At 41.0% G+C, this 22,423-nt stretch carries 19 protein-coding genes; 11 read left to right on the top strand and 8 right to left on the bottom strand.

From position 1 onward, the window contains the following. Nucleotides 1-15 precede the first annotated feature (15 nt). Together BACPLE_RS06880 and BACPLE_RS06875 are read right to left on the bottom strand one after the other, a co-directional pair. A complete protein-coding gene (locus tag BACPLE_RS06880) occupies nucleotides 16-1,269 on the bottom strand; it encodes an L-rhamnose isomerase (RefSeq protein ID WP_007560199.1) in 1,254 nt (417 codons plus the stop codon). A 6-nt stretch (nucleotides 1,270-1,275) separates the two neighbouring features. After that, entirely contained in the window at nucleotides 1,276-2,754 is a 1,479-nt protein-coding gene (locus BACPLE_RS06875) for a rhamnulokinase (RefSeq protein ID WP_007560197.1), read from the bottom strand. Nucleotides 2,755-2,780: 26 nt separating this feature from the next. On the opposite strand from BACPLE_RS06875, the gene BACPLE_RS19425 reads away from it, so the two are divergent. Together BACPLE_RS19425 and BACPLE_RS06870 are read left to right on the top strand one after the other, a co-directional pair. Beyond that, the gene (locus tag BACPLE_RS19425; protein WP_007560196.1) at nucleotides 2,781-2,942 is read left to right on the top strand and encodes a hypothetical protein; all 162 of its coding nucleotides are present in this window, start codon (nucleotides 2,781-2,783) and stop codon (nucleotides 2,940-2,942) included. Beyond that, nucleotides 2,917-3,810 carry an AraC family transcriptional regulator gene (locus tag BACPLE_RS06870; RefSeq protein ID WP_007560193.1) on the top strand — a complete coding sequence of 298 codons (894 nt, stop codon included), beginning with the start codon at nucleotides 2,917-2,919 and terminating at the stop codon, nucleotides 3,808-3,810. Before BACPLE_RS19425 ends, BACPLE_RS06870 begins: the two co-directional genes overlap by 26 nt. A gap of 85 nt (nucleotides 3,811-3,895) precedes the next feature. Here BACPLE_RS06870 and BACPLE_RS06865 read toward each other — a convergent pair whose 3' ends face one another. The 5 genes from BACPLE_RS06865 to BACPLE_RS06845 form a co-directional block, all read right to left on the bottom strand. Further along, nucleotides 3,896-7,312, bottom strand: a complete 3,417-nt coding sequence (locus BACPLE_RS06865; protein WP_007560191.1) for an alpha-L-rhamnosidase — start codon at nucleotides 7,310-7,312, stop codon at nucleotides 3,896-3,898. A gap of 122 nt (nucleotides 7,313-7,434) precedes the next feature. Then, nucleotides 7,435-8,901 (bottom strand): RagB/SusD family nutrient uptake outer membrane protein, encoded by a 1,467-nt coding sequence (locus BACPLE_RS06860; protein WP_007560189.1) that lies wholly within the window; start codon nucleotides 8,899-8,901, stop codon nucleotides 7,435-7,437. A gap of 12 nt (nucleotides 8,902-8,913) precedes the next feature. Beyond that, nucleotides 8,914-12,225, bottom strand: a complete 3,312-nt coding sequence (locus BACPLE_RS06855; RefSeq protein ID WP_007560187.1) for a TonB-dependent receptor — start codon at nucleotides 12,223-12,225, stop codon at nucleotides 8,914-8,916. A gap of 230 nt (nucleotides 12,226-12,455) precedes the next feature. Continuing rightward, the gene (locus tag BACPLE_RS06850; RefSeq protein WP_007560183.1) at nucleotides 12,456-13,460 is read right to left on the bottom strand and encodes a FecR family protein; all 1,005 of its coding nucleotides are present in this window, start codon (nucleotides 13,458-13,460) and stop codon (nucleotides 12,456-12,458) included. A gap of 67 nt (nucleotides 13,461-13,527) precedes the next feature. Beyond that, entirely contained in the window at nucleotides 13,528-14,136 is a 609-nt protein-coding gene (locus BACPLE_RS06845) for an RNA polymerase sigma-70 factor (RefSeq protein WP_235777911.1), read from the bottom strand. A gap of 449 nt (nucleotides 14,137-14,585) precedes the next feature. Between BACPLE_RS06845 and BACPLE_RS06840 the strand changes: the two genes are divergently transcribed. The 6 genes from BACPLE_RS06840 to BACPLE_RS06815 are packed head-to-tail and all read left to right on the top strand — an operon-like array spanning nucleotide 14,586 to nucleotide 17,539. Next, nucleotides 14,586-14,906: a DUF3836 domain-containing protein gene (locus BACPLE_RS06840; protein ID WP_007560181.1), complete on the top strand. Its 321-nt coding sequence runs from the start codon at nucleotides 14,586-14,588 to the stop codon at nucleotides 14,904-14,906. Nucleotides 14,907-14,931: 25 nt separating this feature from the next. After that, nucleotides 14,932-15,801: a CPBP family intramembrane glutamic endopeptidase gene (locus BACPLE_RS06835; protein WP_007560180.1), complete on the top strand. Its 870-nt coding sequence runs from the start codon at nucleotides 14,932-14,934 to the stop codon at nucleotides 15,799-15,801. Further along, nucleotides 15,788-16,402, top strand: coding sequence for a DUF2975 domain-containing protein (locus BACPLE_RS06830; protein ID WP_007560179.1), 615 nt, complete (start codon nucleotides 15,788-15,790; stop codon nucleotides 16,400-16,402). The genes BACPLE_RS06835 and BACPLE_RS06830 overlap by 14 nt, the downstream gene beginning before the upstream one ends. Nucleotides 16,403-16,418: 16 nt before the next feature. Further along, entirely contained in the window at nucleotides 16,419-17,066 is a 648-nt protein-coding gene (locus BACPLE_RS06825) for a DUF2975 domain-containing protein (protein ID WP_007560178.1), read from the top strand. A 14-nt stretch (nucleotides 17,067-17,080) separates the two neighbouring features. Next, nucleotides 17,081-17,323 (top strand): hypothetical protein, encoded by a 243-nt coding sequence (locus BACPLE_RS06820; RefSeq protein ID WP_007560177.1) that lies wholly within the window; start codon nucleotides 17,081-17,083, stop codon nucleotides 17,321-17,323. 6 nt (nucleotides 17,324-17,329) lie between these two features. Continuing rightward, a complete protein-coding gene (locus BACPLE_RS06815) occupies nucleotides 17,330-17,539 on the top strand; it encodes a helix-turn-helix domain-containing protein (protein ID WP_007560176.1) in 210 nt (69 codons plus the stop codon). Between the two features lie 62 nt (nucleotides 17,540-17,601). Here the strand turns inward: BACPLE_RS06815 and BACPLE_RS06810 are convergent, their stop codons facing one another. Beyond that, nucleotides 17,602-18,810, bottom strand: coding sequence for an ROK family transcriptional regulator (locus tag BACPLE_RS06810; RefSeq protein ID WP_007560175.1), 1,209 nt, complete (start codon nucleotides 18,808-18,810; stop codon nucleotides 17,602-17,604). Between the two features lie 299 nt (nucleotides 18,811-19,109). Here BACPLE_RS06810 and BACPLE_RS06805 point away from each other — a divergent pair, with 299 nt between their 5' ends. The 3 genes from BACPLE_RS06805 (at nucleotide 19,110) to BACPLE_RS06795 (ending at nucleotide 22,396) form a co-directional block, all read left to right on the top strand. Then, nucleotides 19,110-20,192, top strand: coding sequence for a cyclically-permuted mutarotase family protein (locus tag BACPLE_RS06805; RefSeq protein WP_007560174.1), 1,083 nt, complete (start codon nucleotides 19,110-19,112; stop codon nucleotides 20,190-20,192). Nucleotides 20,193-20,283: 91 nt separating this feature from the next. After that, nucleotides 20,284-21,201 carry a dihydrodipicolinate synthase family protein gene (locus BACPLE_RS06800; RefSeq protein ID WP_007560173.1) on the top strand — a complete coding sequence of 306 codons (918 nt, stop codon included), beginning with the start codon at nucleotides 20,284-20,286 and terminating at the stop codon, nucleotides 21,199-21,201. 10 nt (nucleotides 21,202-21,211) lie between these two features. Further along, nucleotides 21,212-22,396, top strand: a complete 1,185-nt coding sequence (locus BACPLE_RS06795) for an AGE family epimerase/isomerase (RefSeq protein ID WP_007560172.1) — start codon at nucleotides 21,212-21,214, stop codon at nucleotides 22,394-22,396. Nucleotides 22,397-22,423: the final 27 nt, after the last annotated feature.

Raw genomic sequence — 22,423 nt, 5'->3', positions numbered from 1 at the left:
CATCCGGCTGTAAGATTAATTTCTCTTAGAGGTTACTTCCGCTTCGTATTTTTCTACTTCAGCAATGTATTCTTCGCCTACAGGTACATTGTTCTTCAAGCAGAACATATCCCATACAGCTCCCCAAGGCAATGACTTGCATTCTTCGAGCAATGCCAGACGCTGGAAGCCACGGTCTGTTTCTTCATAGTCACGCAGCGTGTTCAGCGGTTCGAGCAATGCCTGCAACAGGCACTTCTGTGTAGCACGCATACCGATTACATACGCACCGATACGGTTGATAGATGCATCGAAGTAATCCAAACCGATGTGAACACGGTTCAACGCATTGCAACGTACGATTTCCTTGCACAAATCGAGTGTATCGTCGTTCATGATAGTTACATGGTCTGAATCCCAACGAACCGGACGGCTTACATGCAACATCAGTTCCGGTACATAGAGTAACAGAGAAGAAACTTTATCAGCCACACTTTCTGTCGGATGGAAGTGACCGGTATCGAGTGTAATCAGTTTCTGGTTCTGTACACCATAGCCAATATAGAAGTCGTTAGAACCCACTGTATAGCTTTCCAGACCAATACCGAATACTTTTGATTCGATGCAGTCCTTCATGTGATCGTACTTTTGTGCAAAAATCTGGTCCAAAGAATCTTTCAGCAATGCACGGTACTTCATACGGTTTACGGTAATATCCTTGCTACCATCGTGTACCCACAAGTTCATGATACAAGGATCGCCCTGACGCTTACCCATTTCTTCAGCAATGGCACGGCAACGCTTAGTATGTTCAATCCAGAAATCACGGATAGCCTTGTCAGGATTTGACAAAGACAAGTTTCCAGACTTCGGGTGAGAGAAAGAAGTAGAGTTGAAATCCAGCTTCATGTCATTTTCTTTTGACCACTGCATCCAGCCTTCAAAATGTTTTACTTCTACCTGGTCACGGTCTACAAACTGTCCGCCGAATTCACCATAGATTTCGTGCAAGTTCAAGCGATGTTTTCCCGGTACGTAAGAAGCAGCCTTCAGGATATCTGCACGCAATTCCTCAATGTTACGAGCCTTTCCCGGATAATTTCCGGTAGCCTGAATACCTCCGGTCAGTGAACCCTGTGATTCGAATCCGGTCACATCGTCTGCCTGCCAGCAGTGCATAGACATAGGTACAGACTGTAAAGTTTCCATTACGGCATCTGTATCGATACCCAATTTGGCATAGCGTTCTTTAGCTATTTCATACGCATTGATAATCTGTTGTTCTTTCATGGCAAATTATTTTTTAATGATTGATATATATTTCTGATAAGCTTCATTCCACACTTCCGCATCTGCTGGTGAGAAATAATCCGGTTCCACATTGACGGAAATCACGTTACGCATTTCCTGCAATGTACTTACTACTCCGGCTGCTTTAGCCTGAAGCATGATATTTCCAATTGAAGATGCCTCGCTCGGTCCGGCCACAACCGGCAAGCCGATGGCATTTGAAGTAAACTGATTCAGCAGTTTGTTGCGTGAACCTCCTCCAATGATATGCAACTTTTCAATCGGATTTACGGAAAGTTCACGGAATACATCGAGTACCTCACGGTATTTCAATGCCAGACTCTCAAAAATGGCACGGATAAACTCACCATGTGTCTGCGGTGCGTTCTGTCCCGTACGTGCACAATACTCACAAATGGCTTTAGGCATATCCTGTGGATTGGTAAATCCCGGATCATCCGGATTGATGAAGCAGGCAAACGGACGAGCATTCTGAGCCAGTTCCACCATCTGCGGATACGTATAATCCGTTCCTTCCTTATGCCATTTCTTCAGACATTGTTCTACAATCCACATACCTGTGATATTCTTCAGCAAACGAATGGTACCGTCTACTCCTCCTTCGTTCGTAATATTATAGTGAGTTGTCTTTTCATTCACAACCGGACCATCTGTTTCAATTCCCATCAATGACCATGTACCTGAACTCAGGTAAGCAAAGTTCTTGTTGGCAGCCGGTACAGCCGCTACGGCAGAAGCTGTATCGTGTCCGGCTACGGCAATTACCGGAACAGATTCTATCTGAAGTTCTTCACACAAATCCTCGGTCAGCATACCGACCTTAGCTCCCGGTTCTACCATATCCGCAAACAAGGATTTGCTGACACCCAGAACTTCCAACAATTTTTCATCTAATTTGCGTGTTTCCGGATTCAGCAACTGAGAAGTAGATGCAATGGTATATTCTGTCACCATCTTTCCAGTCAGCAAGTAAGAAAGTGCATCCGGCATGAAGAGCAGACGACTGGCGTGTGTCAACCCGAAGTCCTTCCGTTGTTTCAAAGTGTACAACTGGAAAATACTGTTGAAATCCATGTGCTGGATTCCCGTCTTTCCATACAACTCATCTGCCGACATCACCTTTTCAAAGAACTCTTCCTTCTTACCGATAGTCTGCGGGTCACGATACGCATACGGAAGGCCTATCAGTGCCCCTTCCTCGTTCACAAAAGCAAAATCCACTCCCCATGTATCGATACCGATAGAAGTGACAGGCACTTTTTTCTGTGCCACGGCAGCCAGGCCTTTCTTTAAATTCTCATACAAGGAAAAAATATTCCAGTAAAAATGTCCGTTGAGTTGCAGCATCTGGTTCGGGAAGCGAGTAACTTCTTCCAGTGTCAATTTATCACCGGTCAGCGTCCCCAATATGGTTCTTCCGCTAGTTGCTCCTAAATCAAATGCAATAAAATATTTGGAATCCATGCTAAAAGTTTATTTGGTTAACTACTGTGACAAAAGTAGAAAGAAAAAATTCCCTTCTTGCGGAAGAAATGACTTTAAAATATAAGTTTTTGATTTTTCCTGCCGACGAAAATTCAGGAGTTTATCAGGGATTTTTTATCTTTGCGAAGAAAGGGACAAAAAATGGAAAAGAACAGCGTAAACTATAAATATCTGGTACGGAGTCCGCGCGATATAGACTGGGGAATTACCGTGGACACCGTAGGCTCGGAACCCATACCACCCAATTACCCGGTGTACCCACCTCGTACCGGACATCCGGATGCCTTTTATTTCACTCCCTCACGCGGCCGTGTGCTGGACAGCTACCAGCTATTATACATCACGCACGGAAAAGGCTATTTCTATACCTCTCCCGATACTTTCATCGAAATCAAGGAAGGAGACATCTTGATTCTCCAGCCTCACGTATGGCACAGCTATTTCCCCGATAAAAAAACCGGCTGGCAGGAATACTGGATCGGATTTCAGGGAATCAACATGGACAGCCGTTTTCAAAACAACTTTTTTGCGAAAGACCAGATTGTATATCACATCGGTGTGCAGGACAGCATCGTCAAACTTTACGAACAAGCCATTCAAGTGGCCATGGAAGAAAAGGCAGCCTGCCAGCAATATCTGGCCGGTATTGCCAATCTTATCTTAGGCATGACCATGTACTACTCGCAGAACTACGAGTTCGACAACAAAGCCACCGAACAGATTAGTAAAGCCAAGGTATTCATTCGCGAGAACCTGTTAAAAGGCATCGGTCCGGAAGAAGTTGCCGACTCTCTGCACATGAGTTATTCCTGGTTCCGGAAACTATTCAAAGAGTATACCGGCCTTTCTCCGGCACACTACATTCAGGAACTGAAAATCCAGCAGGCCAAAGATTTGCTGGCCACCACCCAGCGAAGCACCAAAGAAATAGCCTATTACCTGACCTTTGACGATATACCTTACTTTACCAAGGTTTTCAAGAAATACACAGGATACACCCCACAATCCTACCGAAAAAAATTCGGAAGAGAATAAAAATACAACCTCCTTCTGCGCTGAAGAATTGCTCACAGCAAGCAGAAGGAGGTTGTTTTGTTTTATACCGATGTATAGCCGAGAATTATTTCACTACAAAATGGTAAGTTCCCGACAACAATTCCGCCTTGCACATTCCATCCTGATATGTCACTTCTTTTATACCCTCTTTTCCAGCTTGTAACGCGCGACCATTTTCAGTTACGCTATCCATTGAAGCAGCAGGCAAATAAAGTGTTGCACTGGTATTAGCCGGAACAGTGAATGAATACCTCACCTCTCCATCCTTCACTTCCCATGCACTTTCTATACGTCCATACAGCGAATCATAATATCCTCTGGCAAAAGTCATCTTTCCTGTAGGGTCTACCTTCGGACAAAGCACAAAATGCTTGAATCCCGGATGGTTCTCATCCCGCATAATACCCAGTGAATAGGCATACATCCATGCCCCGACGGCTCCAAAGGAATAATGGTTAAACGAGTTCATCCGGTTGTTCTCGCCAAATCCGTCGACATGCGTATACGAGTTCAGGCGTTCCCAAATGGTCGTAGCTCCCTGCTCCACAGAATACAGCCACGAAGGATAAGTCGTCTGTTGCAACAAGTTGTAGGCCACCTCATCATATCCATTGTCCGAAAGTGCCTTGTTAATCCATGCCGTACCGATAAATCCCGTCATCAGCGAATAAGCCGGATAAGTCTTTCCATCGTCTGCCACATTCTCCCTCTGCACCGTATGCGCCAGATTAGCCGCAAACTGTTCTTTCCATTCCGGGTTCACAATGCCGAAAGACAAAGGAAGTACATACGAGGTTTGTATATCCACCAATTTTCCCCTTTCCGGACCGTTTGCCCCAGAAGAAATCGTTTTCGTTGTCTGCGGGTCAATATATGTACGGTTGAAGAACGCCTTACGTTCGTCATACAACTTCCCAAACTTTTTCGCATCCTCCTTATTACCTAAAATTTGAGCCACTTTTTTCATAATGTCCAAATCATAGAGGAAGTATGCTTCCCACATCAGTGTTTTGTCATTCTTGTTATCCTCCGGTCCCAGCCAGTCGCCCAAGTTTCCCCAGACCTTTTCCTGTTCCAATATGCCCGTCTCCGGATTGATATTCCTGGTCCGTACATAATCCACATAACGGCACATCGCCTCATAGTGCTCTGCCAGCAAGCTCTTGTCACCATATTGCTGATACACTTCCCACGGCACTGTAATACCAGCACTACCCCACAGCAAGCCACCAAATCCGCCACCTAGAGGAGCCACATCCGGGAAACGGCCATCCTCACGCTGTACGTCCCTCATGGCACACAAATAACGACGCAAGAACTGCGGAACATCTGCCAGGTAAGTGGCCGTACGGGAGAACACCGATATATCACCCGCCCATCCCAAACGCTCGTTACGCTGCGGACAGTCGGTCGGAATGGAGAAGAAATTGGCATAAGTAGACCACACAATATTGTGCCACAACTTATTAACCTTCTCATTAGATGTTTCATACTTGGATGCCAGTCCGTCAATCGAACTTAACACCACTCCTTTCACATCCTCCAGCGGCAAAGCTTTGTCTATGCCCGTAATCTCAATGAAGCGGTAGCCATGATAGGTAAATCTCGGAGCAATCGTTTCATTTCCTCCTTTCGTAATGTATTTATCCTGCGCCATGGCTGCACGGATATTTTCCAGCATAACCATCCCCTCGTTTCCGGCATAACGCGGCAGGTCGGGATATTTCACCTCGGCATAACGCAGATTGATTTCCTGTCCTGCCTTCATTCCCTTGAGTGTGATTTCTGGCACTCCTACCATATTCTGTCCCATATCGTACACAAAAATGCCCGGACGAACCTCTTCTACCGATTGTGCCGTCAGCTTCTGAATGGCCTTTACCGTCTGACCGTATTGAGCCATCAGGTGGAAATTGGAATAATCATCGACTTTAGGCATTGTTCCTCCACCTAACCGACTGACATGACCTCCAAGCGAGACTTCTACAGCTTTCTTCCAGGCCGAATCATCATATCCCGCTTTTGTCCATCCTTCAATCGCTTTTTCTCTCAAGGCATCATATACCTCTCCCTGAAAGAAACTACCATACACCACAGGCCCCTGATTAAAATACTTCCACGTATCTGGAGAAGTTACAATCGTCTGTACCTTTCCATCCTCATAAGTCACAACCAACTGTGCCAGCAATGACTGACGGTCGCCAAAGAAATTCCAGTTTTCTCCGGCATAAGTTGCTCCTCCACTCCACCATCCTTCGGCCAAAATGGCTCCAACAGCATTCTTTCCTTTCGCAATCAACGTCGTCACATCGTATACCTGATACAGATGCGTTTTATTATACTGTGTCACGCCCGGGTTAAAATAATCCTCTCCTACGCGCTGTCCGTTGAGATACATTTCATAAATACCACGAGAGGTAACATACAAACGGGCCTTCCGAACCTTATTAGAGGAAGTCTCAAACTCCGTACGCAACATCGGCATAGCGTTACGGCTGGGATTCTGTACATAGCACTTCTTTACGCCATTCAACTGTGTAGCATCCAAGGTTACAGAAGCTAACTTGTTCTCCGGACTCCGAAAATTGCGAATATCCGTTCTGACTTCTGAAAAATCAGTTGCATGCTCCAACGCATACCCCACATCACCGACTACCGGAAAAGCCACAAAATCACCTCCTTGCCCCAACGGGTTCAGATTCACTTCTCCAATCTGCACCTCTCCTTTTTTCAGTGTGGTGAAGCCCAAATTGGAATACAAAGAGAACGTATGCGGCTGATATTGATTCTTCGCATTCAGCACATCAACGGGTAGCATAAAAGATTTCAAAGGAACAGAAGGTTTATCATCCGGCTGATAACCGGCACGATAAATATGTATCCAGGCATTTCGTCCGTCTTTCAAAGGAGACAAATCAAACTCCACTTTTATGTATGACTCATCCTTTCCACTGGCAATGTGATAGATGTTCTTATTCGCGTCCATCAGACGTTCATCGTTAGCACCATACACAAAGGCTATCTTGCGCGACGTGGCCTGTTTTTTCATCTGAAATGAACAATCCAGTCTGAATACTGGCAAATAATGTGAATACAGCACCATATCCTCGTCGCCGCCTCCAATCCAACGCGCTCCATTCCAGCCTTCTTTATCATTAGACGTCATCAGGCTTGTCTCAAACCAAGAATCTTTTTCCGCAATTTCTCCCTTATTGTTCCAGATTTTTACTTTCCAGGTATAACGGGTAGCCGGCTTCAACGCATCTCCCTGATAAGTCACATGCTGAGACACATCTGTTGGCACTTTTCCGGAATTCCAGACTACCTTACCAGCCTCATCCTTTACCTCTAATTGATAAGCTGTCTGATATATGCCTCTTTCGTGTGGATTGCTTACAAGTTGCCAGCCGAATCTAGGAGATGGCACATCCAAAGCAAGTGGACACTGATTATATTCTACCTCTAGTTTCTGTAACCCCATTGAGAGTGCAGGAGAAATTAACATGCTACATAAAAAATATAAGCAAAAAAGAGATCGGTACTTCATAAGTTTCATAGGTTAAAAACGAGACAGTATAATACTGTCTCGTTTTTCATTATAAATTAAAAATAAGGACTCAACGCTGCCTCCGAAGCTGGTAACGGGAACAAGATACGAATATCCGTATAAGAATTAGGTGCAACCGAATATCCTGCCGGGAAATAATAAGCAGAAGGATTAGACTTCACTCTCTCTCCATACGCTTTCATCACCGTTTCGACTTCTCCTGAACGAGTTAAATCCAACCACCTTTTATTTTCAAAAGCAAGCTCAACCCGACGTTCTTGTAAAATAGCCTTCCTTACAGCTTCTTTCCCTGTCGCCTGACTATCATCCAATCCAGCTCTATTTCTAACCTTATTCAAATAAGGTAAAGCTTCATCTGTTTTATCTTGTTCATTTAACGCTTCTGCTAAAAATAGTAATACCTCTGAATAACGATAAACCGGCCAATTATCATTCGTATTATTCGTTAGAGCATGTGCATGGCAATATTTCTTTATATAAGGATATGGATTCCCTGATGCTGTAAGCCAACCTATAGAAGCATCCTTTCTTTCATCACCTTGCTCATAAGCAGCAATAATATCTGGAGTTGGAATATTATATCCTTCTACAATGTAAGAATTCTCTTTTATTCCAGTGATAGCCGAAACTTCTTCTGCAGTAATAGGTTGTGGCAAAAATACATAAAAGAAATTACTTGCATAGCCTTCATTACCTTCTTTAAACTGAACTTCAAAAATAGATTCTATTCCATTCTTATTGGCTGGTTCAAAGGCATCCGCATAATTATCCCATAAATCATATCCGGTTACTTCTTTCAATACTTTTTCAGCTTCACTCCAATTTTTTCGAGCAATATATACATTTCCTAAAAGAGTTCTCGCTGCCCCAGAAGTAGCCCGTCCAAGTTCTTGTTTACTTTTATCAGGCAACAACTCAATAGCTAGTTTTGCATCTTTAATAATCTGTTCATAAACAGCATCTACTTCTGATAAAGGCAAAGCTGTTTCTTCCATGGTCTTTACTGGAGTCAAATGTAAAGGCACAGAACCAAAATATTGAACCAAATCAAAATAAGCCAAAGCCCGTAGAAAATATGCTTGCCCTTTAATATTATTCTTTACAGATTCATCAAAATCAACTCCATCTATTGGTTCCAAAAGATAATTGACATTAGAGATAATACTATAATTTGTCACATATTTATGATAAGGAACACTGTTATTCGCATCATCCAAAAAATCTTTTACAAATTCAGCTGAGATTGTTCCTCTTTCTGTTGGATTATACACATAAGTTGTATTATCAGACCTTAATTCACCCATTGCCCATGCTCCATTACTTCCACTATATAAATCTCGTAACAAAGCATACGCACCATTTATTCCCTGTTCAAAATCACTTTGTGATTTATAATAAACTTCAGAACTTAGTGATGTCTCAGACGGTATATCTAGGAAATTATCACAGCTTCCTAATAATGAAGCAAATAATATTGTATATAAAGATACTCTAATTTTCATAACTTTTTTCTTTTAAAATGAAACATTTAGTCCAACAGTAAATGTCCGCGGTATAGGATAAGTAGAGAAATCTATACCTTGCAACAACGCATTAGGAGCATTTCCGTCAAAATCAACCCCAACTTCCGGATTTGCATATTTATATTTAGTAAAAACAAACGGTTGTTGTACACTTGCATACAAACGTAAACTCTTTACATACTTAAGAATATGAGTAGGGAATGTATACCCGAAAGTAATATTTTTAACAGTCAAATGACTTCCGTCACAAATAAACCTAGAATGTAAAATATCTCTTTCACGACCTGTACCACTAGTACTCTTTCCGTATTTCCCTGCACCTGGATTTTCGGGAGAACGCCATCTGTCTTTTACTTCTTTCAATACATTAAAGTTACCATCCAAATTGGTTGTTCCTTGTTCACTCACAGCCACAATCTTATTTCCATAAGAACCTGAGCAAATAATAGATAAATCAAAATTCTTATAAGAAAAATTATTTGTAAACCCAAAAGTAAACTTAGGATATGGATTTCCTAATTCAGTCTTGTCTCCTCCCATGTCATCATAAGTTATACTTCCATCTCCATTTACATCTTTAAACTTAATAGTACCAACTTCAGAGTCTACAGCCTTCGGAGAGCTATCATAATCTGCCTGATCCACATATACCCCTTCTTGTACCATACCATAAAATTGACCTATTCTGCCTCCTACCTTGGTGATAGTTTGCACAATTCCTGTAGACGCCAGCATATAATCACTCATACCTGATAAAGCCAGCACCCTATTATCACTAAAAGCGATATTGAAATTAGTATCCCATTTGAAAGCTCCCACGAGGTTATGTGAGTTAATACTAATTTCATGACCCCAGAATTTTATTTTACCCACATTTCCTGTAATTGTAGAAAAACCCGATTCTCTTGGGACAGACAAGGAATAAAGCAAATTATCCGTAATTTTTTTGTAATAGTCATAAGTAAGAGTAATACGATTATTCAGGAAAGAAAAATCTATACCTAAATCTAATTGTTTTGTTTTTTCCCATCCTAAATTTGAGTTTCCCAAATTAGTTACCTGACTTCCGTTCACAACCGTACTCCCAAATACTCCCCCTTTTGTAATATTGATTGTGTTATATTGGGTATAATTCCCTATATTATTATTACCTATTACTCCATAACTACCACGTAATTTCAACAATGAAACCCATGAAAGCTTCTTCATAAAGGCTTCATCACTAACTAACCATCCCGCAGATATAGCAGGGAAATTACCCCAGCGGTTATTCATTCCAAAACGTGAAGAACCATCCCTACGTATACTAAATCCCAACAAATAACGTCCTTTAAAATCATAATTAAATCTACCCAAATAAGACATCATACTCCATTCTTGAACATCCATTGTTGGATTATTCTTTATTAAAGCAGCATTTATTGTCTGAATACGGTCATCAGCAAAATTATACCCAGACACAACTCCATATTGAGCATGATACTTTTGAACAGTAAATCCAAGTAAGGCATCAATATGATGGTCACCAAAATTTTTTGAATAGTTAGCTGTCGTTTCCGAAAGATAAGAATAATAATCATTATCTTCTTCCCTCAAATTAGCATTAAGAGCGCTTGGTTCTGAATTAAAAGCCCTTCCAGCAGTAGAAGGCTGAAAATAATGTCTGTCTTCATACCCTAAATCTGTACTAATGCTAGTTTTTAAAATTAAATTCTTAACAGGTTCATATTCAAAATAAGCATTAGCCAATATACGCAATGTTTTATATGCATTCTCTGTATCCTGAATAGAGCGTACCCAGTTAGGAGTAGGATTCATAGTAACCCCCTCCGTTGTTACAGATACAGGCATATTTCCGTCCTCATCTTGATATGGAAGAATGGGAGGAGTTAAATTTGCATTAGCCAATAAGCCGCCACCTCCAAAAAATGCTCCATCACTTAATGGGCGATTCTCAAAAGTATAAGTAGGTGCGATATTAAAGGCTACCTTCATCTTGGGATTTATTTTATACAATGTATTAGAACGCAAAGAAATACGTCTATAATCTGAGTTTAAGACCACTCCATCCTGATTAAAATATCCTAAGACAGTTGAATTCTGAAGTTTTTCAGAACCAGACTGAATAGAAACATTATAATCTTGTATTAAGGCATTCCTCAACATTGTATCATACCAATTATATCCTTCTCCGTATTGAGATGGATTTTGAAAAGCTTCTGGAACAGGCTGTCCTAAATCTTCATAATGTTCTTTTCGGAATTGTGCCCATTCTGTTCCATTCATCATATCTGGCCTACCTTTTTCAGGAACAACCTGAACTCCCCAATATCCATTAAAACTTACGTTTGTTTTACCTGTTTTTGCTCCCTTTGTCGTAATCAATACAACTCCAAATGCAGCCCGCGAACCATATAAGGCTGTTGCAGCAGCATCTTTCAATACGGTCATTGACTCTATCTCATTAGGGTTCAAATTATTAATATCACCCACAATCGGAAAACCATCTACCACATACAATGGGCTTGAATCTGTGGATAAAGATGCAGCACCACGAATTCTAATATTCATTCCCTGTCCTGGAGCACCAGTCCCTTGATTAATCTGAACTCCAGTAATCTGACCTTGAAGTTTTTGCGCAAATTGTGCTGCCGGAATATCGCCAAGCTCATCAAATTTCACCGTTTCCATTGAACCCGTTACATTTCGTTTTGTTTGCGTTCCATAAGCCAAAATAACAACTTCATCTAGATTCTGAGTATCCTCTTTCAATACCACAGAAAGAGGTTTTACTGAAGATGCAATCTCTACCGAACGATAACCTATATAAGAAATATCCAGTAAAGCTCCTTTACCTGTTTCCAAAACAAAATTTCCATCTAAATCTGTGATTGTACCGTTTGATGTCCCTTTCTCTTTAACAGTTGCACCTATAATCGGCTCTCCATTCGCATCAACAACCCGTCCTTTTACCTTAGAAGTGACAGCTGTAGCTGTACTTGTCCCTTTCTTTAAAATAATCTTCTTATTCTGAATCTGATAAGTTATTCCGTCTTGCCCTGCTAAAATTTGCTTAATCGCATCTTCTATTTTCCCATTTTGAACAGATATAAACACATTTTTTTGGGTATCCAAGTCCTCAGATGAAAATACAAATGAATACCCTGACGACTTCTTCAACTGTTCCATCGCCTCCTTTACCGTTACATTACCGGTTTTCAGTGTAATATTCTGAGAAAAGACCGATAAGTTCAGGCAAAGCGCAGCCGAGGCTACTAACATAGCCTTATTGAAATATCTCATAATTCTGTTGATTTTTAATTAAATAACTAAAAGTAAGAATTGTAAGAATCGAAGAATACCTATCTTTGCGGCATCTTTGATTCAAGTTTTTGCCCTATGCAGAAGACTTGCAAACCTGCAAGGAGGATGTGCCCGCATCTTCCTTGTTTTTATGTCTTCGCCTTATGGACCCTGTCAGCCGGAAGATTCTATGTTCATGGTGTTTCTCTTTTTAAGGTTTGACAAATTAGTTAATAAAGGATGTATTTTTCATTTTCGTATCGATACTTCATACGATTGGTTGAGGCAATAGTTTCCAGTACTTCTTCTATAGTGTTACCCATCACCTTGAAACTACCGTAGAAACGACGGTTCTTCAGGCTGTCGGCTATCTCAATTCGTACATCGTAGCTACGCATCAGTTTCTTGGCTATGTCTTCCAATAACTCCTCGTCAAAAAATAGCTCATCGTTTGTCCATAACATGGAATTCTCTACACGGGTTCTCGATTTCACCATTTCGCCCGTACGCTTGTTCAGCACCATCTTCTCATTAGGAGAGAGATATAAGTCTGACATGGATTTCAAACTATTATGCAAGGAAACCTTTCCCTCCAATAGACTAACCGTCACTTCTTCATCATCCGAGTAGTTCTTGAAATTGAACTTGGTACCCAATACACGTAAGTCTACTTCATGCGTATGGATCTCAAAAGGAAGGTCTTGGTTGTGAACTACCTCAAAATAGCCTTCTCCTTCCAAACTGAGCTGACGGTTATCCATGCCAAAACCCTGTGAATAGGTGATTTTGGAACCGGCATTCAACCACACCAACGTACCATCGGGCAAATACAGCTTAGTACGTGCTCCCAACGGAGCTTCCACCACCATATCCGAGAACGTCTGACGAAGTGTTTCCTGTCCTTTCCAGTAACCAACCAGCGGAAGTAGCACAATCAGTATCACAGCTGCCACCCGGTAGAAGGTCTTCCATGGGAAACGGTACACTTTCGGCTCTTTATTTCCGATTCGTTTCTGGAAACGGGCAAAAGCTTCTTCTTTATCAAACACCTTATCTTTTGCAGCTACTCCCGATGAAAACCAGACCTCTATCTGATTGCGGACATACATACGGTTCTCGTCCGACTGCTGACTCCAGCTTTTCAATTCCTGAAAAGCATCTGCCGTCAGGCTACCGGAAAGGTATTCCGCAATCAACTGATCAATCCGTTCATTTTTCATTTCTTCGTGCTGCATAATTTGCTGTGTTTATAAGTAAGACAAAAAAGAGAAAAAAGAGGGTAGTCAAAAAAGAAGATTTTTTTCAATTTTCCAAGAAAATATACCACACAAGAAGTTTCAGATAGCCTGACATACGCTTCTGAAGAAATGCTAATGCATTCTTTATGTGATACTTAACTGTGTTAACAGAGATATTCAGCTCGCGGGCTATTTCTTCATATTTTTTCTGCTCAAAGCGACTTTTCTTGAAAACCATACGACATTCTTCCGGTAGGGTCTCAATACAACGCTCGAGTTCTTCCTCCAGTTCCTGCTCCAACAGATAACCTAACGGATGGTCTTTCTCTATAAATAAGGTATCCAAAAATTCCGCATTCTCAGGAAGAGAAAAAGAGGAAAAGTGCAATTCTTCACGGTGTGTAAGCGAATTCAGTTCATTCAAACAACGGTTGCGAACCGATTTCATCAAGTAAGCTCTCAATGAATAAGTGATTTCCACCTCACCTCGATACTCCCACAAATAAAAGATAACATCATCTACCACTTCTTCCGACAAAGAAATATCATGAAGATACAAATCGGCGAAACGGCAAAGAGGAACATAATGCCGCTCATAAATGCATCTGAAAGCAGACTCATTTCCACATCGCAGTTCTTCTATCAGTTGTTTTTCCGTCATAACTCGATTCATACTCAGCAAATTTAGAGATTTTCTGTTTATCTGCATGATTTTCCTTCATTATTTAATTTAGAAAATGGTGCATCAATAAACAGAAAATGTCTTGAAATATTCTATATCTCACAACCCAAAACCCTACATTTCCCTACACGAAAACATACGGCTCTGCCTTGAGAAACGTACGTTTCCCGTACGCAAGACATAGAACATATAAATTCATCCTCCAATCTACACAATGGGACTTTCCTCTTTATCCCTCTCCCCTCACAACACCTGAATTTGGTATCTTCAGATGAGATTTTCCTCAAAAAGGCAAATTTTTATCGTTTTTCGATAAAATATTTCTGTTTTTCTTTTGCAGTTCAAAAATAATATCTACATTTGCATATCGAAAAACGATAAATATTTATCGAATATAAGCGCAAACAAACACTATTATTTACACACAAACACGTACAATTATGAAAAAGACATTCACAAAAAAGACACTGGTAGCAGGAATCGCTGCTGCATTAATGACATTGACAGCCACAAATGTAAACGCAAAAGAAACCTTCATTTACGGACAGAACCAGCAAAGCCTGATTGTTTCTACCTTGAATGAAGACGGCAAAACACTTACTCCCAAGTGGAAGTACGAATACCAGTACGACACGTTGGGAACTATGACCGAGAAAAAAGCTTACCGCTGGGATGCAGAACAAATGAACTGGACACCAGCTTATCTGCTGACCTGGGGAGCTGAGGGACCAGCCCTTCAGAAGCTTTCTAGAAACAAATAAACTAACCACTTAAAACGCACACATTATGGGACGCACTATCAAATTATTACTGTATTTCTTCGCTTACCAATTAGCTTTCATGGGAGTAGCCATCTGTGGATACATGTTGTATCAAGGCAGTTATGAAGTTCCACAGACGCCCGACAGTCTTTATACAAACCTTATCATGCTGGCACAAATCCTCTCTACCGCTGCGGTAGGTATCCATTTACTGGTGGGGAAATATGTGGGACTGGACCAGAAGACTTGGGGGTATCACAGCTCACCCAAATTGTTAGCTACCTCAGTGGTATTCATTGTAGCGATGGGCTTATGGACCAACTACTTTAATGAGCTGGCCGACTTACCTAACAACATGCAGGAGGCGTTCGAAATGATAATGCGTAACCCACTGGGTATCATTTCCGTGGTTATCATGGCTCCTATCATAGAGGAACTGCTGTTTCGCGGAGCCATTCAGGGACATTTACTTCGCAAATGGAAACATCCGGCAGGAGCCATCGTAGTTTCGTCATTGATTTTCGGAATAGTACATGGCAACTGGGTACAGGCGCCGTTCGCCTTCGTGACTGGCTTGGCACTGGGATGGATGTATTATCGCACAGGCAGTCTGTTGCCCGGCATCCTGATGCACTTTGTCAATAACAGCGCAGCCGTAGCTTCTTTCTTATTAGCAGACGATCCGAATGCTACCATGGTTTCTACTTACGGACAAACGGGAGCAGCTCTTATGGCGGCTGGAGGAATGGCTCTTACCATCATCTGTGTGCTGTTTATTCAAAAGAAACTGGTTCCACAACCGGCTGTATGGCATCAACCTGCCCAGGCAGAAACGATCGAAATAGAAAACAACATATTATCTTCACAAACACATTCACACGATGAAAACATTTAAAATCATTGGATTAATAGCCCTATTAATTGTGCTTTTTGAGTTCATAGGCGGCTTTAACGACGGCTGGAACGATGTAGATAAACTGGCTCCCATCAGTATGGAGCGCACCAATCCGGCTTTTGACAAAGTAACCGCAACCACCTTCGATGTATTGCCCGATTCCGCCATACAAGCAACGAACTCGCAAACCGGTACAGTCGTTCCTATCGGATTTATGCAATGTCATTCGTACATCGTACCCAGCGGACTGACAAATTTCACTTATATACTGCTTGGAATCACAGGGCTGGTATCCGTTTATGGACTTTACAACCTCATCCGTCTGTTTATCTCTATCATCCGCAAAGAGGTTTTTACCTCCATCAATATCCGACGGATACGGTGGGGAGTTTATCCTCCTATTGCCTATCACTTGATTAAATATTTACTTAACTGGAGTGAAACCCGTGATGCCATGGCACAACTTACAATTCCGGGGTACACCATCCAGCCCGCATCTCCTTTTGAGTTCAGTTGGATAGGTATATTGTTACTGATACTTCTCACAGAAGTATTTGTAGTAGCGGTAAAACTGAAACAAGAAAATGACTTGACCATTTAAAATCTTCATCTGCATTATGAAAAAGAGACTGAATATATTCTGTGCATGCATGATTGCTGCCTTCCTATTGTCCGTTTCCGGAAATGTATATATGCTTGTAAAAGTATTTATCAACGGAGTAGAAATTGGCATGAAAGCAGCTCAAGGAGAAACAATAGATATTCCTGAGTACAAAATGGCTCACATCCTGCCTACTGACATGATGGAAACGACTGGTACGGTTACCAACCTGAAAGATGGCAAGCAATTAGCCATCAAACCACTCACAACTCTTATTGAATGCCCTTACACACATTCCAATTCTTGGCTTGAAGCCCTGCAGGGAATTATCGGACTCATAGTCCTTGTCGGGTTCATCTATGCCACTATCTATTTTGCCAAACTGATAATACATATCAACCGCAATATCGTATTCGACTGGATTAATGTAAAACACCTGCGTTGCATCGGATGGAGTATGGTGGGAATATGTGTGCTTTCTTACATTAGTGTATGGATTTCAAGCCATCAGCTTGCACAGTCCATTGAACTGGCAGGAGGTGAATTAAATATACTCATCACTTTCTCTGATTCCACGCTGATTTTAGGCTTTGTCGCCCTCTTAGCTTCAGAAGTGTTTGCCATCGGCTTACGGTTGAAAGAAGAGAATGAATTGACCATTTAACTTTGAATGCAAAGATGAAAACTACTAATACTAAATGGAAAGCTGCAATCGGTATCATTCTGACAATGATACTTACCTTGATGCTGCTGACCATCATTTACTGGCTGTTCATCGAGCAACAGATAGAGACACGTTCCCACCGCGTGTTAATCATGACGGGAATGATTTATGGTGGAATGTACCTGCACCATGTATTAATAAAACGCTACACCTGCTGGTGGGATATAGTAACAAAAGAAAAAAGAAAAGAAAACTAAATATTTATGCCGATTATCGTAAATCTAGATGTGATGATGGCGAAACGAAAGATTTCGCTGGGAGAGCTTGCTGAAAGGATTGACCTTACGCCGGCAAATCTCTCTATTTTAAAAACAGGAAAAGCCAAAGCCATACGTTTCTCCACCCTGGAAGCAATCTGCAAAGAACTGGACTGCCAACCGGGAGATATATTGGAATACAGAGTGGAAGAATGAGTTTAATATGTAGCAAGAATGCAGCTATCCGGAATGAAAAATCTCAGATAGCTGCATTTAAATTACCATTCAAATAGTTTGCTTCTTGACAATAGGCAAGCTCCAACAACTCCAGCTTTAGCTTGTAACTTAGATAATACAACAGCTGAATCTTTGCTTACTAAATTTAAAGAATACTTACGTATAGCAGTCTTTATAGGTTGCAAAATGTAATCCTCTGTCAACGCCAATGTTCCTCCGATTACAACTAATTCCGGATTAAACAAATTTATCAACCCAGCCAGATAGCGGCCTAATTTACGACCTATTTCCTCAACCAGCTCAATACACAAAATATCTTCTTTATTGGTCGCATCTACAATTTCTTCTAATGTAAGAGACGTTTCTCCTGTAAGAATCCGTTTTGAAAGAATAGAACTTTGACCACTCTTCACTTTCTCACAAAGAATCCGATGTAAGGCTGAGCCTGAAACTTCTGTTTCCAGACAGCCTTTTTTCCCGCAACGACAAATTATCTCATTATCAAACACACTAAAATGGCCAAATTCGCCTGAAAAGCCGGAACGACCTGTATAAATTTTCCCATCAATAATAAAAGCGGATCCTAATCCCCAGCTAATATTGATAAAAACAATATCTTTTTCTCCTTTCACAGCACCCTTCAACAATTCTCCGTAAGCCATTGCACGAGTATCGTTATCAATGCTTACAGGAATACCTATCTTTTCACCCAGAATCTCCGCCAAAGGACGTTCTTCAAAATTGAACATGCTGAAACTATACCCTTCTTCAGGATTTACCCGTCCTGAAATATTTACCCCAACCTGAAGGATTCTTTCTTTGACAGTTTCATGCTTATCGATAAAATTACGGATATGTAGAGTCAACTCTTCCAAACTTTCCAGCGTATTATAAAGCCGACACTCAACTCCCATCTGAACATCTACCATATCGCCCGTGAAATTCATCAGGCCGATGTTCAAACAAGAAGCTTTGATATCGACTCCTACCATATAGGCAGAATCAGGATTCAAGCCATAGAGATTGGGAGGTCTACCTTCACTGGTCTCTTGTTTTCCATAATTCATAATATACCCTTCTTCTACCAGCTCCATTATAAACTTAGTCACAGTAGGAATACTCAAGTCTATATCCTTTGCCAGATCGGGAATAGTAGATGAATGGTTATGCATCAGATAAGTAATGATACGCTTCTGGGTAAGCATATTTTTTGTTCCACTTCCTAATCCTTCAATTAATCTTTGTACCATAGTCACAGCATTTAGGGTTAAACCTATAGTAATCTATATTATATTCTGTTTTAGTTCCTACAACTTCATTAATAAATTATTATATTTAAGGCTTTTAAATTTAGAAATCCCTTATTAACTTTTACCTAATAATAGGACTGCTAAAATAATAAAATTAATAATACCATACAATAAAACAAAGTATTAATTATATCGGGAAGCTCTCAAAAAATCTTTCATTAAATAGCCATTATTTTAAATATTATGCTTATTTTAGCATACATGAGTTTCTACAACCTTAACCTGATAAAAACATCGTTATGAAAAAATTATTTTTGATTTTAGGCATACTAATTGCCCAATGCACAATAAATATGGCACAAGTTCCTACGCTGCTTCCTGATTACCCTATTACAAAAGGCGTATCTGCACCTTTCGCCGGCTTTATAAGAAACTGGCTAATTGTGGGGGGAGGTTGCAATTTCCCGACAATTCCTGCAGCCGAAGGAGGGGAAAAAGCCTATTACAATCAATGCTATGCACTGGATATTCATGCCGCATCTCCTCGTTGGACAAGAATATCTGATCTTCCCTGTTCCGTAGCGTATGGTTGCAGTGTAGAAACACCTCAGGGACTAGTCTGCATTGGGGGAATGAATACAGATTCTTGTCTGACCAGCGTATTCCGGATTCAAAAAGATCCTTCCTCTGAAAGCTTTCGAATCCACCAGCTACCTTCTCTTCCTGAAACAATAGACAACGCCTCCGCCACAATGTTGAATGAATGTATCTACATCACAGGAGGAAATCAACAACTGCGACAAAACGCATTATACAAACTGGACTTAAAAACATGTGACAGATGGCAAAAATTATCTTCCTTCCCTGGACCTCAACGAGTACAACCTATTCTGGTCAATGATGGAAAGAAGCTTTATTTGATTGGAGGTTTTCAAGCCCCATCGGATTCTTCTACCAGTATCCTTTCACATGACATATTATGTTATACTCCAAAAACTGACCGTTGGGAATACGATTCTCACATTCCTTATCAGGGAAACAAAGAAAAACGTTGCATGGCAGGAGGTAGCGGTGTGCAGACAGACACACATCTTATCCTGACAGGAGGAGTTAATTATCACATCTTCAAAAACGCACTGGATGGAAAAGCAGGAAAAGATTATTTAACTCACGCCCCCTCTTGGTACAAATTTAATAATGATATTCTATTTTATGACTTTACCCATAAAACATGGACCATAAAAACAAATATTTCAGGTATGGCACGTGCAGGAGGCATCCTGCTACATCGTGAAGGTTATTTATATATGATATGCGGAGAAATAAAACCAGGCATAAGAACTCCAAAAATTACAGTTTATCCTCTCAAAAAAGAAGAATAATTTCAAAATAAGCACATAAAACCTTGTAATATAAAAATTATATCCTTATTTTTGTAGCTATTAAATAAACTAATTTATTAAATATAATATTATGGAAAAGATTATTGGACTAATTGATGCCCCGTTTACTCCATTTTATGAAAATGGTGAAGTAAATTATGAACCCATTGCTGCTTATGCAAAAATGTTAGCAAAAAATGGACTGAAAGGTGTGTTTATCAACGGTTCATCTGGCGAAGGCTACATGCTGACCGAAGAAGAACGTATGAAACTGGCAGAAGAATGGGTGAAAGCTGCTCCCGAAGGTTTCAAGGTAATTGTACACGTAGGAAGCTGCTGTGTAAAGGCAAGCAAGATGCTGGCCGAACATGCTCAAAAGATTGGTGCATGGGGTATCGGTGCCATGGCTCCTCCATTTCCGAAAATTGGCCGTATCGAAGAACTGGTGAAATATTGTGAAGAAATCGCAGCAGGCGCACCCAACCTTCCTTTCTATTATTATCACATTCCGGCATTCAATGGCGCTTTCTTACCGATGGTAGAATTGCTGAAAGCTGTAGACGGAAGAATTCCTAACTTCGCAGGTATCAAATATACATACGAAAGCATTTACGAATACAACCAGTGCCGCTTGTACAAGAACGGAAAATTCGACATGTTGCACGGCCAGGATGAGACCATTCTTCCGTCATTGGCTATGGGCGGTGCACAAGGTGGTATCGGTGGTACAACTAATTATAACGGTATCAACTTGGTTGGCATCATCGATGCATGGAAAGCTGGTGACATCGAAAAAGCACGCGAACTGCAGAACTTCTCTCAGGATGTGATCAACGTGATTTGCCATTACCGCGGCAATATCGTAGGTGGTAAACGAATCATGAAACTTATCGGGCTGGATTTGGGTAAGAACCGTACTCCGTTCCAGAATATGACAGACGAAGAAGAAGCACGCATGAAGGCTGAACTGGAAGCCATCAACTTCTTTGACCGTTGCAACAAATTCTAAATCCATCCTTATGTCTATAGAAACTTACGCTAAATATTGGGCCGAGAACTACAAGGAAGATCTCACCCATAACATCATGCCATTCTGGTTGAAGAATGGTCTTGACAAAGAACACGGTGGCATATACACCTGCGTAGCACGCAACGGTCAGTTGATTGACACCACTAAATCGGTCTGGTTTCAGGGACGCTTTGCTTTCATTTGCTCGTACGCATATAACAATATTGAAAAAAATCCTGAATGGCTGGATGCTGCAAAGCTTACACTCGATTTCATCGAAAAGCATTGTTTCGACACTGATGGAAGAATGTATTTCGAGGTAGCAGCAAACGGAACTCCGCTCCGGAAAAGAAGATACGTATTTTCTGAAAGTTTTGCTGCCATCGCCATGTCGGAATATGCACTGGCTACCGGTAATAAGGAATATGCCCAAAAAGCACTTGACTTATTCAAGCGCATGCGCCACTTCCTGAATACTCCAGGTATACTTGAACCGAAATATTTACCCACTGTTCAGGCACAAGGCCATTCCATCACCATGATTATGGTCAATGTGGCTTCCAGCATCAAGAAAGTCATTTCAGATCCTGAACTCGATACACAGATTGAAGAATCTATTTATGCATTGAAAAACTATTTCATGCACCCTGAATTCAAGGCTTTACTGGAAATGGTTGGCTCTAAAGGAGAATTTATCGATACAATGAATGGCCGTACCATCAATCCGGGACATTGTATCGAGACCTCTTGGTTCTTGTTCGATGTAGCACGTAACATGAACGACAACAAAGAGCTCATTGACATGGCTCTGACCATTCTTGACTGGTCCTGGGAATGGGGATGGGACAAACAGTATGGAGGTATCATCAACTTCAAGGATTGCAAGAATCTTCCTCCACAGGATTATTCACAAGACATGAAATTCTGGTGGCCACAAACAGAGGCCATCATCGCTAACTTATATGCATATAAACTGACCAAGGACGAGAAATACCTGAAACGTCACAAACAAATCAGTGACTGGACGTATGCTCACTTTCCTGACAGTGAATTTGGAGAATGGTACGGATACTTGCACCGCGACGGAACAGTAGCCCAACCTGCGAAAGGCAACCTCTTTAAAGGTCCTTTCCATATTCCAAGAATGATGATAAAAGGATATACATTATGTAAAGAAATACTTGCCGGAGAATAATCCGGCAAGTTACATTACTAACTGAAT

This window comes from Phocaeicola plebeius DSM 17135 (assembly GCF_000187895.1).
GTDB lineage: Bacteria > Bacteroidota > Bacteroidia > Bacteroidales > Bacteroidaceae > Phocaeicola > Phocaeicola plebeius.
The sequence above is the reverse complement of the archived record's forward strand: the minus strand, read 5'-3'. Positions and strand labels throughout refer to the sequence as shown.